The sequence below is a fragment of the Phycisphaerae bacterium genome (assembly GCA_024102815.1).
Lineage (GTDB): Bacteria > Planctomycetota > Phycisphaerae > UBA1845 > UBA1845 > JAGFJJ01.
The window spans coordinates 40,500-56,780 of record JAGFJJ010000015.1 but is presented as its reverse complement, the minus strand read 5'-3'; the positions used below and the strand labels follow the sequence as shown (position 1 = coordinate 56,780).

Genomic DNA, 16,281 nt, shown 5'->3' with positions numbered 1-16,281 from the left:
GAGGCCAGCCGGCTCGCGGACGTCGTGCCCGCCAGCGGCGACTCCGCCGGCTCGATCTTCGAGCCGCGCACCAGCCGCTGCGGACCGTCCAGCAGACGCGAGACCGCAATGCCGTTGTCCGCTGCCGACCGCTCCTCCGGGCCGCCCGAGGTGGGCAGGGCATACGTGATCTTGCCCGCCTGCTGGCCCAGACCCACCAGCGACATGCCCGCGGAATCGCGTTTGACGATGCCGTCGGCATCCACACCCGGCGAAGGCCGGTGGAAGGTGAGCTGCTTGGCGGCCACGCCCAGCAGCGGCGAGTCCACCGAGACCGCGTCTTCCAGGAACGGATCACACACGATCGGGCTGGCGATGGCGTCGATCCGCGCCTTGCCCTTGTTGGTCTGCAGGTACTGCCGCAGCATGTGGTTGGGGGCGTCGTAGAGGCTGATCAGCTCCTGGTCCCAGTCGCAGATGCAGCGGTGCGTACCCGAGAACTTGACCTCGTTCATGTTCCAGATGGTGAATGTGGCCTTGGTGCACGTGCACTGCGAAGGCGGACGAACACACACCTCGGCATTGCAACCTGACTCGTCACTGATCCGCCCACCGTCCGGAGGATTGTCCGGCAGGCAGGGCTGATTCGGGTTGCCAGGCTCGAAGCCGTAATCCGGCAACCCGCTGACGTCGGCCTGGTTGCTGAAGCACTCTCCGTCGGCTTCCTGGTCGCCCGCAAGGCAGGCAGCGAGCTCGCTACCGGTCTTGCCCGCCTCGCGACAGGCGAAGTTCCTCCATGCATCGGCGTCGTCAAAGACGAGCGTGCACTCGGCCGTCGCCGACCCACCAACCGGCAGGGACGCGACTTCCTTGCAACGATCGACGTTGTCGAATTCGCATGCGCCGATGGTCAACATCGCGCCGTCAGCCAGTGCGCCGTCCGCGGCGTCAATGATGCCCTGGTCGCAGATCTTGACGTCAACCAGGGGCACCTCGCTCGAACTGGCCGGGTTCCTCGCCAGCACGCGGTACGTCAGCGTGATCGGATAGCTGGAATCCTTGGACTCGATGTCAACAAAGTCCGAGGGACCGTACACGTTGCCGTCGGCGTCCATCGCCTCGGCTTCCTTTTCAACACAATCGATGTCGGCCACTTTCACGTCCACCGTGGCATTGTCCTGATCCATGCAGTCCGGTGGCGTCGTGATCGGCGTATTGCCATCGACGTATCCATCGACCTCGATCGTATTCACGCAGTCCGGTTCGACGTTCACCGTTGAGTAGTTCGCCGGCACGGTAACGTTGAACGTGCAGACGAGCATGTCGCCCAGCATCAACGGCGGGTTCACTTCGGTGCAGGTCCGCGCTCCGCTCACCGGCGGCGCCGGATACGGATCGCTGCCACCGCCCGCCCGCATGATCGTGCACGTCATCGGTGTGGGAGACCAGGTGCTTCGGCACGAGAGCGTATCCCGCAGGCAGAGCTTCTCCACCGGCACCCCCGCGCTCATCACCGTGAAGCGGAAGGTCAACTCCTCGCCGGGCAGCGCCACCTTCGACGGGAAATACCCGCTGTCCGGATCGTCCGCACACTTGACCTCTTTCACTACGGTCAGATCGCAACCGGCGCAGATCTCCGCACATTCCGTGCATGCATCCGTCCGGTTGCAGTCCGCGACCACACCATCGGCGACGATCGAGACCTGGGAGCGGTTTCGATAGCAACTCGCCGACGTCGGCTGCGACGGGCATTCACCCGTGTGTCCCGCGCAAGTCGCAGGCTCATTGGCAGGCGGATTGCGACCGTCGTCCTTGGCCAGGAACTCTACCAAGGCCGCCGGTGTGTTAAACGTCAGCCGGCAGCTCGCGCTGAGTGAACCGCCCGGAACGACATTCCCGCTCTTCCCCGGCGGCGACGGGCAAACGTCGCACGGACCGACGACAAGCCCCGGAATTCCCTGAACATCAGAGCACAGCAGATCGTCTCGGATGGTCACCATCTCCGTGAGTTCGCCGTTGTTCATCGCGGCGTAGTTGAACGTCGCACGGATCGGATAGGAGCCGTCATCAACGACCGGCAGGTTCGATTTGTCGATCGTGCCTCCGGCCGCACTAAGCGTTGTCACCGTCTTGCTGTACGTCACATTCCGCGCCAGCACATCGATCGCGGCGTTATCCTCGTCATCGCAATCCGGCGGCGCCGTCGGGCTCGTCCCGGCATCCAGATACCCTTCAATGAACACTTCGTTCGTGCAATCCGGCGAGGGCGTAGGCGCCGCAAACGACGCATCGCCCGGCACCTGCACGTCAAAGGTGACCGTCAGCGTCTCACCGCTACCCAGGCATCCCAACGAAGAAACATCGTAGCACGTCCGCCCGCCGCTGAACGAGAATCCCGGCAGAGGCACCGAACGGTTGCCCGGATCGATCCGCCCGCTCAAGGTTCCGGCCTTGAGCCACGAGCCGCAGCTCAGCGTGTCGCTGATGCAAACCTGGCAGACCGGCGTGCCGGTGTTCATCGCCCGAATGCGGTATCGCAGGTCCTGACCCGGCAGCGTGTCCTCAATGTCGTTGTACTGATCGACCATGCCGTCCGGGCCAATACACCCGACGTCCTTGGTTACGACCAGATTGCAGCCCGAGCACACCGTCTCGCACGCCCGGTACACATCTTCCTGATTGCAGCCCTCGGGCAGATTCGCGCCCTCGACGCGAAGTTCCGCCCGGTTGGTGTAGCACAGCGGGTCGCCCGTTCCGCCGGTGCACTCCTGCGGATCGCCCTGCAGCGGGCTTCGTCCATCGTCAGCCGCCAGGAATGCTTGCGCGCCGGCGACCGAGGTGAACTGAATCGAGCACATTGTCGAGAACGTGCCGCCGCTGGCCGCCACGTTGGTGGTCACGCCGCTGGCCGGTGTCACGCAGATCGGGCACGAGGTGGCCACGCCCGGGGCCGCGAAGTCCACACCCGCGATGGCTACCACATCCGCACACAAGTTGGCGTCGCGAATCGTGGCCGATTCCACCAATTCGCCGTCGTTGCGAACGCTATAGGTGTACGTCAGCGTGAACGGCACGGTCGTCGGCAGCGTGGATACGTTGGCCATTTTGTCGAAGCTGACGTCACGGCAAAGCAGATTCACCGGCACGCTGTCAGTGGCTTCAATCTCATCGCCATCGATGGTGGGCGGGTCGGTCGCGTCCGGATCTCCGATCGCCGTCACCGTGTTGACCACGTCGTTGACCTGGCCCAAAGCCGAGCACGCCGGGCAATTGTCCGGAACGGCCGCCCTGAACGTGATGACAATCCGATCGCCCACCGTCGGGTTCGCCGGGTCGTCACATACGTTGAAGCCCTTCAGTACGCCAAGAAACGTCGGTGTTCCGTCGAGATTGGTGAGGAAGCCCTGTTCGCCGGGCAGCAGCGGATCGTCGAAGAAATCGGGGTTCAACGGCGGCACGAAAGATCCAGCATTATCAAAATTGACCGCTTGGCCGATCGCGTCACCCGGACGGAAAAGGGTCGCCGCCAACGAGCCCGCAACGGGTTCAACGCCACAAAGCTGCGAACTCAGCACGTCTTCCAGGGTGATGCCCAGATCCGTATTGCCCAGATTCTCGACTTCAATCCGATATTCGAGCGTCGCACCCGGAAGCGCCTCGGCGCTGTCCCGCCACACAGTCTCGCCCTCGCAGCGAACCTGCTTGGTCACGCGAAGTTCGGGAAGACCCAGGTTCACGAGAATGAACATCGTGTCTTCGTTCGAGAGGTCGCCGGAAGCATCGCTGCTGAGCAGAAGTCCGAGTCGGGCCAGACGGAACCGCGTCACCGTCGCAAAGTCCTCCCCGGGGAAGGCGAGGCTGAACTTGCTGTCCACCTTCGGAATCAAAAACTCGAAGTCGTCGTCACTGATTCCATTGAGACCACGGGCCGCGATGGAAGCCGTCGTCGATCCGTTTGCGGGGGCCGCGGACATCGGAAAGTTCGTCGCCACGGGACCCACATCGATGCCGTTGCGAAGGATCTGAAGATTCGTAGGGCCGGCAAAGATCTGCTCATAGAAAATCGAGATCTCCGGCTGCCCGATCTGGAAATCATTGACCGATTCCGCACACGTCAGGAAGAACATATTCAATGCATCGTTGCGCTCGCCGAAACCGGCGACCGGCTCGGACGGCGCCCAACGGCTTTGGGCGCCGGTGCCAATGGTCCCCGGATTTCCGTTTCCATCAGCGTCGAAGGGAACCATGATGATCCCCGGCAGATCGGGCGGCGTCACAAGCTTGATCGAATCGCCTTGGAGAACCACGTCTCCGTCGCCGTTCGCGATGTTGATGCCCAATGCCAGCCAGCTGTCGTCGTCGGCAAACATCGGCGCCGTCCCGATGTTTCCGTCCGAGTCCGGCTTATAGATGAGGTACGCATTGCCCATGTTGACTGGGGAGTGCATGAATCGCCCTTGGGGCGTCGCGGTATCTTGCAACGGCTCATCCTGGAAACCATCCGAGCCGGGCATGGGCCCGCTCTCGAGCTGGTCGACCTGATTGATTGCGAATGCAGGGAGTCCGTTGTTGATGATGTCCGTCACCGAATTGGCGATGTCCGTGAGGTTTCCATCAACGGTGGGCTGGGTCTGTGCGAAACTCGCACCCGATCCGACGGTGAATGCAAGCAATGCCAGGAGTACGACACAAGAACGGCTACGACGAATAACGAACATGACTTTCACCCTCTCAACTTTGGCCAATCGGCGTCAATCACCCCACCCCTGGAAGCGCTCACAGGCTGGAAGTACTGATCCTTCTGTTCCCCTGCTCATTTGCGCGGCACCGGCCGCACAAATATCCTGCCCGATAATCTGGAACGAATATCGGACGGAAAATAGGTTATCAGACATGCGCGGGCAGGTCAACGATTAAAGCGAGAATAGCCAGGAGGCGGGTTGCCAACGAAGGAAGGATGATTCCGGCGGAACGATCTTACTGGGACCGATAATAACACCGGTACGCCCCGTCAACTGCGGCGTACCGGTGCGTTCCTTTACTCGATCTCCAGCAGCGCGATAGGCTGGCGAATTCGACTGGCCTGCTAACGGCCAAGATCCGTCGTTGAAAAGAGATCGTGGAAGGCACTCGCCCAGATTACCGCGCCGTTGGCGCGAACGCCCGTCCCAATCACTCCCCCCACAGTATTCGTGTTTGATATTGAAACCAGGCTGTACGGCGAATAAGGATCAACAACGTCAAACACGTACAACTCAAATGGCCAGAGACTTGCGTACGCGAACGCCATGTGCAGCGTGCTATCGCCCAGGACGATACCGCTCGGCTGCCTTCCCGCAAATGCTCGACCGTCGATGGTCGCGGTGGGACGCACATCTGCGGGGCTGACAACCTGAAACAGATTGACGCCCAGTGCTGTGACGCAGGCCACCAGCCCGGTCTCATTGGCCGTAATGCGATCCACAACAGCGCTGGCCATGACCGTGCTCGAAACGAAGATCGGTCCCGCTTGCGGGAACGCCGGATTGAACCGCGATACATCCACGACGTGAACACCGCCGACTTCGTCCGCAACGAAGGCGACTCCTCCGCCCAGCGCCAGCCAGCGGGCCGTGTGACCATTGGGAATCACCGCCTGTCCCAGCAGACGCGGTGCCGTCGGCAGCGAAACGTCGAGGACCTTGAGCCCCGCCGGTCCGGCCGCCAGGAACGCGAGCTTTCCGATCGCTTTCACGTCGTAGACCTGCTGACCGTCCAGGGCATTCGTGTCATAGGTGAACACGCTGCGAAGGACGGGATTCAACGGATTGGTATATATGTCAAGTCCCGCAGGTCCGCGAGCGACCAGGACGCGCTGCTCCGCCGCAGCCACATTCCATCCGCTCGACGCCGGAAAAACGCCACCCACGATGTAGCGCAGGTTCGAAGGGTCGCTTACGTCAATCGCCGCAAGCTCATCCGTCATGCGAATCACCCACGCGATGTTCCCGTCGACCGCCATCGAACGCGTTTGCCGTGCAACCGTGGGGAGGAAGTCCAGCACCTCGACGCCATCAGCCACGTATACTGTCTTCGTCACCGCGTCCGATTCACTCGCATCCGCGTTGTACACTGTCAGGGAGACCCCGACCGATGTCGGACCGCTATATGTTCGCGCTTCGCTCGAACTCGTGCTGATAAGCTTGCCGTCTTCACGCCACCGATAGTAAGCCGCGCCGGCGCTCGTCGACGCCAGCACCACGCGCTCGCCGTATCCGATTGGGTCATCTTCGGACAAGCCCACCGGCTCCCACGTTTCCTCGCCGGTATGGGGATCCACTTCCGCAAGCCGCAACACCTGAAAGTTGGCCACCAGTCCCTGGGCGGCAGCAGGCGCCACGTCAATCAGCCTGGACGTGCTTCCGACGCGGGTCTTGGTCAGCCCGACCAGAAGTGTCACTTCCCAATATCCGGGTTCATTGAAGGCGAAACTGACGTTCCGACCCTCGTCCGTATGCACCACATCGCACGGACCTTCCGTCGTTGCGCAACGAGCGAATTCCCACCGGTGCATTCCCGACCGGGCCAATCCGACATCCGCTGCAAAGCTCACCTGCTCACCGACGCTCGGGTTACTCGGAATGAAATCGAATTCGATCTTGAACGGGTCACCCCGGCCGCCATCGGCTCGATCGGGCAATCCCAGCGTGGCTCCCAGCAGAACCAGACCCACGGACCCGAACCGCGGCAGCCAGCCGCACGCCGTCGCGTGTCGGCCCGCTTCGGGCCTCTTGGCTGGACGCAGCTCAATGGACGACTCGATTCCCGAACCCAACTGCAGCGTAGTCGAACGCACGGGCGTTCCCCTGTCGCTGGAGGAGGCTCGAAGACATGCGATTTCGCCGGCTCCGAACAGCGCGCAGGCGAACTCGTCCGGCTCGACGCCGGGCGTCTCAGGGGGGAAAGCCACCGATGTGCCATTCCCGGGTACCGGCACGGCCCCAGCCGCGCCAGGAACTGCCCATACCCCGGTGATGATGGCAAGGATGCACCCTATCCACCGGAATTTGCGCAGATTACCCAGAATGTCTATATATGCAGCTTCCAATTCGGGATCGCCTCTCGCAACTTTGACCGGCGTCCGTTGCCGGCTTTCGTTTGCCCAACGTATTTAAGGAGAGCGCAAATGTCCGGAAAAGTCAAGTGGCGGCTTGATTATCGGACACAATCCGCGGCAGGCGTGATTCGGGCGGGGTCCTTCTGCCGCACATCGGGGCGCCATGGCCCGCGGCGCAAAAAGCAGGCCGGGCCGAAGCGGAAATCCGCTTCGACCCGACCTTATCCGTCAACAAAGACCCGTCATCGCAATGGAGTCGTGTAAGGCCCTGCTACCGTTGGCACGTTTCGGAGCCGCACGATACGAACCTCCGCTGTTTCCTCCAAGGCGGTAGTTCGTGGTCCTGCTAGCGTGACAAACGGTCGACACCACCGCGATCAACCTTGACCTCCGACAGGCCATCGGTGCCGCGCTCCTGATTCGGATTTGACGTCACGTCCGCATAAATCGTCGCGCTCTCGACGCCCAAACCAACGAGGTTCGAGCCGGCCTGAGCATAATCGACGCCCGCGTCAAAGCGCAGGTACTTCATCGACACGCCGAGCAGGGCCGTAGCCTTGCTCACGATGCCGTTCTCGGGATCATCGCAGACAACCGCGCTGCGGATACCGTCGATGCGGGCCTTACCCTTGTTCGTCTGCAGGTTCTGCAGGAGGAAGTGGTTCGGAGCATCGTAGAAACGCAGGAGCGTCTGATCCCAGCAGGTGATGCAACGCTCGGTACCCGAGAACTTGAACTCGTTCATGTTCCAGATGGTGAAGAAGGCCTTGGTCGTCGTCGGGCCTTCATTCTCCTGGCGCAGATCGATGTCCATGGGCATGAGCGTCAGGTCCGTGTCGACCTCGACCGTGCGGCCGGCGCCCGAGAAGGCGGTCGAACCGACGGCATAGAAGTCGAGCAGCAGCTCGGCGAACACGGCCTCATACTCCTGGCCGTCGAGCAGAAGCTCGCCGGTTCCCGGAATGAGCCCGCCGTTGGTCTCCGGCACCAGGGCGCCGAACGCATAGGCATTGTACTCCCACGCCGAACCGTTCATGTAGTTGACCAGGAGGGCATCGCCCTTCAGGTGGTTCCAGCGGATTTCCTCGCCCACGTTGTTGACCGCCCAGGCGATCACGAAGCCGCGCAGGACGCGGTTGCCCGAGCCATCCGGATCGGGACGTCCCGGCGGATAGCCAGGATCGAGAATCGTGAACGGGGAGACGCCCTTCGGCAGACCGGTGTAGGCCGACCAGTAGGTCGGCTCATTGCCGGTCAGCTCGATCTTGACGTCGACCCAGTTCCAGCCGAGGTGAGGACGCTCGCACACGCGGCAATTCTCGTTGCCGACGCCGAGGCTCGCCTCGCAGTTGTGATCGTAATAGCAATCATAATCCAGCGCTTCGTCGCCGTTGACGAAGTGCATCTGAACAAACACGTCTTCCGGGAAGTCGTTGGTGATGTCGATGAACGTGTCCTGAATCACGTTACCGGCAGCATCCCAACGGATTTCCACCTTGGGGTAAAGAAGAATCGAACCCTTCTCGGTGGCGCTGACGCGATCCTGCGCCAGGGCCGGCGAGACCGCCACGGCGGCCAGAAGGCCGCAAGCCATCACTGCACAAAAAATCTTCTTCATCTGTTCCCTACTCCTTCGTTCGATTAACGAATCCACTAAAACGCTTCTTTCCTTCCGTCCGTTACTCACCGTTGTCACGGTACAAGAACCACTTCGAACTCGCATTACGACCGGCCTCTCGATAAACCCTCCTTTCTCACGTGCTTCGGGTCCGGCGGGGGTCGTTGCCAAGCCGCAAGTCGGAATTGCCGCTCGACCGCTCATCGGCAACCGGACCAAGAGCCATTTCGCCTCGGTCCGCGCCATTCCCCGCTAACCCGACAACGTCCGAATCCATACGTCGCAGTCAATCCTGGATTCGCGCCGTGCTTGTCCTCTCGTGACGCCGGCACGGCACCAAGTGAACCGCGCTTCACACGTCCGAGATTACCTAAACGTCCTGATAGCCTAAGAAAATATGGGACTCTTTGCAAGGCTAATCCAAAAAATCGGCTCCGAGCGGCAGAGTCCGGTATTATCCGCACCGAGTCCGAGCGCAGTTATAGGACCTCTAACCCGGGAAGGAACCCGATGCCCGATAAGATCGGCGACGGCGCCCTCCTGACGCAGTACTGACACTGAGTTCAGCTCCCAGGAGGTTTCACCGCCGTGACCGTTTCCCCAGGTCAACGGCGTGCATGTCAATCCGGGAAACTCAATCCCGCCCTGCGTTTCCGCCAAATCAAAGGGCTCATGAGAGGCCGAGATCTCGACGCGCCTGGACGAAATCCCGCCGCTCAGCCGTCAGGCAGCAAATTCCCCCGGACGGTGGCTGCTGAGTGCCATGATCATGGCACTACTCGGATGCTCCTGGAAGCAACACGAAAACTCGTCGGAAATTCCCAGCGGCGGGAGGCCGAGTCCGACGCTGATCCCCCGCCGGAATCGTCTGAAAAATCGCCGTTTTCCGCTTGCCGCCAATCGGCGGAACCGCGCCGCGAAATTCGGCGAACAGAATTGTTGCACATTGGGGTGTGGCGTCAAGTGTGGAGGCTCTCCTCGATTCCTCGAGGATGCATCCGTCGCCGTATATGCCATCCGACACGCCGAAGCGACATCTTCTGACAACAGCGCAGGCGGATAGCGGCAGCGTGAGGCGCTCCGCCTGCCAGCCCAGCGAAACTGGCCGTGTTCAGTGCTACTTGCAGGTAGAATCAGGCAACGCCGGCAGCGGATCGGGATCCGTGACGCAGGCACGGGGATCTGTGTACGTTACTTCCGCTTTCCAATCACCGGTCTTGCCGATGCTGCCCCCCACCCGCGCCAACTCGCCAGGATTGAGTTCGATGCAGGTCCGCAACGTGTCTTTGGCCCGAATGAACTCGTTCTTGCGTACTTCGAAACTGTATTGCGAATCAAATTTGTCGACCGATTCGTCGCCGCCGGTGTACCAGATGTCTACGGCGAAATACTGGGCGTACCAACCATGAGCCTCTGTGAAATAGAGCCACATCCGGTTCTTTCCGGTGGAAGTATCCACTTCAACGCGAACGGAAACATCCGGTTCCCCCGGGGCGCGCTCACAGTCCACCTGCCGCTTCCAAAGCTCCTCACCCCTGATACGGGCATCCCTGATCTCCGGGTCGGTTTCTTCCTCCGGAGGGACTTGAGGCTTCAACTCGGGCACCGTCGACTCCGGCTTGGCGCTGGAGACTTTCCATGCCCAATAGCCGGCGATCCCGATGGCGAGAACGACAAGAATGATCAGTCGGGGTTTCATGTCTGTTGATTCCGGTAAGAAATGGAAACTGGGCGACCTTCAGGTTCGGCCCAAGAGATAAAACACGCCCGTTACAAGTACGTCCCGAGAACACGCTCCGTTCTTCCGAAGCGGAATCCAAGTCCGGGCGACGACAGTGTACCGCTTATTGGACGCCCGAAAAGTCCGTCGGTTCCCCAAGTTGCGGAGCTCCGGGTCGAAATCCAGCCAAGCCGCGAACGGGCCGATTGACGCACTGCGATCCGATCCGTAGCATCAACCGCTTCCACCCGAATCGGGCGGAATTGGCCGGCCGAGCTCCCCGGCGGGAGAAGGTGCGGAGAGTCAGAAGGAGCGTCTCGCGAGTTGAAATTCCATGAAGGCTGAACGTCGCCACGAATTAAAAGAGAATGACCTGTCGCACGCGCTCTCGGTGGCACAGGAGTACTTGTCCGAGCACGGGAGGCAGATCGGCCTGGCGGTGGGCGCGGTCGTCGTGATCGTCATTGTCCTGACCGTGGCGATGCGTTCCCGGGCCAACGCCCTGGAAACGGCCTGGAAGCGGAAGGGCGCCCTGACGTTTACCGATCCGACATCGGGTCGAGAGGCGCTATCGACGCTGAAGACGCTGGCAGACGGCTCGAGCGACCCGACCTTCGTGCTCTCCAGCCTTTTGGACATCGGGGCGAATGCCCTGCGGCTGGCGCAGCAGGTCGAGGCGCCTCCGGATGCGGAACTCAATCTTCAGGCTCAAGCCGCGTACGAGAAGATGCTCAGCCGATTTCCATCCAACCCGATCGCCGTCGGCGCGGCGCATGTGGGGCTGGCAACCGTCGCCGAGAACCAATTCGCCATCGACGGAGACATGGACCACAAAGAAGATGCGCGCCAGCATCTCCAGGCGGTGATCGACGCCAAGAATCTCGCGTCAACGCCTTATCAACTGGTGGCGTCGGATCGACTGGCGGCGCTCGATCGCACATTCACGAGGGTTCGCTGGGCCGAACCCAAACCGGCAGAAGAGGAAACGGCATCTGCCCCGACAGCCCCGCCGGCAGATGAGACGATCAAGCCCAAGCAGATCTCTTTTGAGGACCTGCCCGAAGATTTGCGGAAGCACATTCAGGAGCTGCAGGAGCAGGAAAAGCAAGGTGCGGCCCCCGCCGCGAAGCCGGAAACGAATCCGCAACCCGCAGGCTCCCCGAACCAGAACAGTCCGAGCGGCGGATGACGGGAGCTTCTCCTGGTCCCTAAACGGGGCTTCCCGGAACAGGGCGGACGGGGCCAGAATCCATCGGCGGAGGACAAGGGTGCTCCGATGCCGAGGACAGCATTGAATCTCATTCCACGCTTCCCAAGGATGCCCCTTCCGCCGTTTCAGTCCCAGCGGCTCGCAGCCGCGCTGTTGCCGGTACTCATTCTTGTACTTCCCGGCTGCCGGACCGGCCCACATCTCGAAGCAGAGACACCAGTTGTTCGCCTGGCAGCCGGAATCGACCTGGATTCACTTTCGCGAACGGTCCTTCTTTCGAACCACGCGGCAATCGGCGAGACAATCTCCTTCGTCGTTGCGGTGGAGATTGAGCGCGGAGCACTCGTCACGCCGTCGCTTCGAAGCGAGGCGCTTTGTTACGGTGGCGAGCGCATCCCGACTTCCGCGCTGAGCATCTACCGCCTCCAAGGCGTCCGCGCCGGGCCCAATCCGGGGTGGTATCTTCGTGCCTTTGGAGCCCCTCCCGGTGACCGCGAGATCCTTGATGTGCTTGTACCCATCGAGGCTCCAGTAGATGGAATGCCGGAACGCATGTTGCCCGGCCACCAATATGCCTTTTGGATCGACCTCGCCGTCCCCAGGGGAACCCCGGCCGGCAATTACACCGGAAACCTGTCGGTCGTCAGCTCTGGAAAATCCGTTGCGGAACTCGGGCTCGAAGTCGAAGTCTGGCCCTTCGTTCTTCCCGATGCCAATGAAGTGACACTCCTCGGGGGAGTGGATCATCGAGCGCTCGTCGCGACCCACATCCAATGGAAGGGTCGCCCCGTGCAACTTCGCGCGGATCCGGCCGCTGATCACGCCCAGATGCCGAGAATCCGCACACTGCTGGACCGAACCGGCGCACTGCTTCGCAGCCATCGCGTCGAACCCACATTGGACTTTCTGCAGCCGCAGGTTCGCGTCGGTGGCGACGGCCGACCGCGGCTGGATTGGTCCGGATACGATACGTTCGCGCAATCGCTCTGGAGCGCTTCGACGCCGCCGCCTTCAGACGACATCCCCTGGCTCGCACTTCCCAATGATGTCGAGCGATTCTCGCCTTCGGTCACGCGGGAGGCGCAATCGGAGCGCTGGCGCCGAGCCTTCGTGGACGAGTGTCGCGACCACTTTTCGTCGCAAGGATGGCTGGAACAGGCTCATGCGGAGCTCTCCGATTCCGCCGATCACGACCCGCGGAGAACTCGCGAGGTGGAGCAGCTACGGCTCGACGCGTTTCGTGGGGCCGATTGTCCTATGCCCGTGCTGTCACACTTGTTCACCCAGAACCTGGCCTACGCGGGATGGCCCGGCAATGGCGTTTTTGTGCCGGGGGACGGCGTGACCATCTGGAGCCCCCGGGCGCAGTTCTTTGATCCGGCCGCCATGAGCGCGGAACGTGAGGCCGGTCGGCGTACCTGGTTTTGCCTGGATCGACCTCCGTATAGCGGCTCGACCGCGCTCAGCGCACCCGCCGCTTTTCAACGGGTCGTCCCCTGGCAAGGTCTGGCATTGGGGGCGGAGCTCATTGAGCTCGGACAGGTGTTTGCCCCCCCGACGGAGAACACCGCTGATTCTCGGGCCACGCTATCCCCTGGAGGTTTCCCCCTGGTCTACCCGGGCACTCCCTATGGACTCGACGCGCCGATTCCGTCCGTTCGACTGAAATACTTGCGCCGCGGGCAGCAGGATCTGGCCTTGCTTGCGTTGCTTCGCGAAAACGGACTCAGCCACGTCGGTGAAGCGCTGCAAGATGCGTTGGTCGCTTACGCGGGAACGGGGGCCGCGCGAGCTTATTACGCGGATCCCAAGCCTGTCGGATGGGCCATGCGCAACGGGCCCTTTGAGGATGCCCGCCTGGTCGCATGTCGCATGCTTGCCCAGCGGGCTCGGGGTGGGACGCAGCCGGCGTTGGAGCGCGATCTTGCGACCGACGCCGCCTGGCGCAGGCTCATGAGCGAATCTCGTGCGGTGATTCTACATGTCGATGGCGTGCGTTTCCGCAGCCGCGGCGATTGGAGAGAGGGGCTGCTCGAGGCGAATGTCTCCATGTTGCTTACCAATCGAAGTCGGGTGCCGGTATCCGGAATGGCGAAATTCGCAGTGTTTCCCCCGGGGTGGTCGGCGGCGGATGCGGCGCGGCCCGTTACCGATCTGCCGCCGAACCGCTCGGCTCGTGTCCAGTTGACGGCGCTTGTCGATCTTGCCCGCCTGATGGAATGGCGCGGTCGACCGATAACGGTCGAATTTCAAGACGGTAACGGCGAGAAAACGCTCGAAACCGCAACGCCCTCCATGGTCATGCCGCTCTCGGTGTCCAGTCCGATCACGATCGACGGTGACCTGAGCGACTGGCCTCCGGGAGACATCAACGTCATGCGGGGATTCTCCCTTGTCGCATCGGGCGGCGCGTTTGAGGCCATGACCCCGGATCGAGGGGCCCGTTTCGACACGACGGTCTTTCTCATGCGCGATGAGGAGTCTCTTTACGTCGGTGTCAACTGCATGACCAGCGGAACCGAGATGAACCAGGCTGCCGATACCAACCAGATCACCTATGACGACCTGATCCCGGTCGGAGAAGAGCTCGTCGAGATCCTCATCGATCCACTCAACGCCGGGACACGAACACCGGACGACCTGTTCCACTTCGCGATCAAGTCCTCAGGCGCCGTGCTGGTGGAGCGAGGCGTGACCACGAATCCTCCGATAACCGCGCCGTCATCCTGGTCGGCCAAGGTGCGCGGAGCCACGAGGAAGGAACCGCCGCGGTGGACGGCCGAACTGAGAATCCCGCTTTCGGCGTTCGGATCGCCGGCCGTGAGAACAATCTGGGGTATTAATGTGACGCGCATGCACGGAGCCGCGGAGGAATTCAGCTCCTGGGCGCCCGCATCCGGTAACGCGTACGACCCGCTGACGCTGGGTAACATGCTGCTGCCTTGATGGCCGGGCGACAGAATCGGACATGCGATTCTGGAAGCGCGAAGAGTCGATGGTAAGATTGGAAAAGGAGACGGGGTAACGACTCCGTTTTCCCCGTAACCCGAGAATTCACTTATCTCCAGGGATTGCCGGCATGCCTTCCCGCTTCCAGCCGATCACCCCGCAGCGCGCCTTTACGCTTATCGAGCTCCTCGTCGTTATTTCTATCATCTCCCTCCTGATCTCGATACTGCTTCCTTCGCTGAGCCGAGCGCGCGAGCAGGGCAAGAGCGTCCACTGTCTCGCCCGGCTCAAGGAATTCGGCAACGCGATTGCGGCTTACGAAAACGTCAGCGGAGGTGTACTCCCTCCCGCTCGGTGGCGGCCTGACGACGAGGATCGCCTTCCGGGCGGAACGCACCATTCCCAGCCGGACGTCACCTGTCCCGAACCCTGCGAGTACGGCTGGACGGAATTGCTTTTCAGCTTTGTGTACAGCGAGCCCGTGCAGGTTCCCGAGCGTTACCCAGTCCAACGAAACGTCGAGCCTTCGCGATGGCAGCAGTACTTCGTCTGCCGCTCGGTGGGCGACATCGGCCCGAACAGTGGCAGTTACCGCGTGTATCTGCCGTCATGGGGCGCCGGAACATACGCGCTCGATGCCGACGGTGTATATGGTCTGGACACGCGGGCTGATCCGGATCGACCCGCCCATCGTGATCGCATTCGCCCCAAGATGCCTCTGATCGGGGACGCCAACGAGCTTTCGGAGCGGGGGGACGGGATCGGAGAGGACGATTGCAGCTACATCGATGCCGGTGAGGCCAACTACGCAGGTAGTAGCGGAAACGGGCGCGGCAACCGCTTCTCCGACCGGCACTACGGTGGGACAAATTTCCTTTTTCAGGACCTGCACGCCGAGTGGTCGACGCGGATGCGTGGTGATCTTGCCAAGGACTTCGACCTCAACGGCATCGACGACGTCGCCCGTGTGCCGTAAGCCGTATCGTCGAACAGCTTGTTGAGAAGACCTCCAGGGCGATCGTGCCCAGCCTCGTCGACAATCATGCTCGAGGTGGACGATTTCGTCACGGTTCCGGGATACAATCCCGCTGATGTCCCCCGCATCGGACGAACAGCTTCTGCGCGAATTTGTCGCGGGCCGGGCCGCAAGCTTCGAGCTGCTTGTGCGCCGATATGCACAGGAGCTATATCAATTCGTTTATCGCTTTACATCAGACGGCGCAGCTACCGACGACGTCATCCAGGAAACGTTTCTCCAGGTACACCACTCTGCCGCCGGGTTTGACCCGGATCGGCGGTTCAAGCCGTGGCTGTTTACTATTGCTGCAAATAAGGCCCGCGATCATCTTCGCCGCCGGGGTCGCCTCCGTGAATTACCCATCGAGGCACGGGTCAACGAAGGCGGAGAGTCGGCACGCCGCTTCGTCGAGTTGTTCGCGAACAGCGATCTCGAGGCGGACGAGTCGTTGTCCGTGGACGAGCGCCGCCGCGCCGTCCGAAAGGCCGTCGAACAGATGCCGGAACGGCTCCGCGAAGTGTTGATCCTGGCGTATTACGCAAATCTTCCATATCGGGACATCGCCGAGGTGGCAAACATCCCCGTGGGGACGGTCAAGAGCCGTTTGCACGCGGCGGTGCAATCTTTCCGGACCGCCTACGAGAGGCTGGTGCGGGCGGCGAATTCACCCGATCAGCAGGAGGAGCCCTGA

General features: G+C 61.7%; 8 protein-coding genes. 4 read left to right on the top strand and 4 right to left on the bottom strand.

All coding sequences use genetic code 11. The features are described 5' to 3' along the window. From J5J06_05355 to J5J06_05340, 4 genes are all read right to left on the bottom strand, one after another. On the bottom strand, positions 1 to 4,697 hold a 4,697-nt coding region (locus tag J5J06_05355), incomplete at its 3' end, for a hypothetical protein (GenBank protein MCO6436495.1). 368 nt (positions 4,698 to 5,065) lie between these two features. Then, on the bottom strand, positions 5,066 to 6,928 hold the full coding sequence (locus J5J06_05350; protein ID MCO6436494.1) for a hypothetical protein: 1,863 nt from the start codon (positions 6,926 to 6,928) through the stop codon (positions 5,066 to 5,068). Positions 6,929 to 7,421: 493 nt separating this feature from the next. Then, complete coding sequence (locus J5J06_05345; GenBank protein ID MCO6436493.1) at positions 7,422 to 8,693, bottom strand: hypothetical protein; 1,272 nt, start codon at positions 8,691 to 8,693, stop codon at positions 7,422 to 7,424. Positions 8,694 to 9,810: 1,117 nt separating this feature from the next. After that, complete coding sequence (locus tag J5J06_05340) at positions 9,811 to 10,392, bottom strand: hypothetical protein (GenBank protein ID MCO6436492.1); 582 nt, start codon at positions 10,390 to 10,392, stop codon at positions 9,811 to 9,813. Between the two features lie 355 nt (positions 10,393 to 10,747). Between J5J06_05340 and J5J06_05335 the strand changes: the two genes are divergently transcribed. From J5J06_05335 to J5J06_05320, 4 genes are all read left to right on the top strand, one after another. After that, complete coding sequence (locus J5J06_05335; protein ID MCO6436491.1) at positions 10,748 to 11,602, top strand: hypothetical protein; 855 nt, start codon at positions 10,748 to 10,750, stop codon at positions 11,600 to 11,602. Positions 11,603 to 11,689: 87 nt separating this feature from the next. Then, positions 11,690 to 14,569 carry a DUF4091 domain-containing protein gene (locus J5J06_05330; GenBank protein ID MCO6436490.1) on the top strand — a complete coding sequence of 960 codons (2,880 nt, stop codon included), beginning with the start codon at positions 11,690 to 11,692 and terminating at the stop codon, positions 14,567 to 14,569. Between the two features lie 133 nt (positions 14,570 to 14,702). Next, positions 14,703 to 15,548 carry a prepilin-type N-terminal cleavage/methylation domain-containing protein gene (locus J5J06_05325; protein MCO6436489.1) on the top strand — a complete coding sequence of 282 codons (846 nt, stop codon included), beginning with the start codon at positions 14,703 to 14,705 and terminating at the stop codon, positions 15,546 to 15,548. Between the two features lie 115 nt (positions 15,549 to 15,663). Then, positions 15,664 to 16,281 (top strand): RNA polymerase sigma factor, encoded by a 618-nt coding sequence (locus J5J06_05320; GenBank protein ID MCO6436488.1) that lies wholly within the window; start codon positions 15,664 to 15,666, stop codon positions 16,279 to 16,281.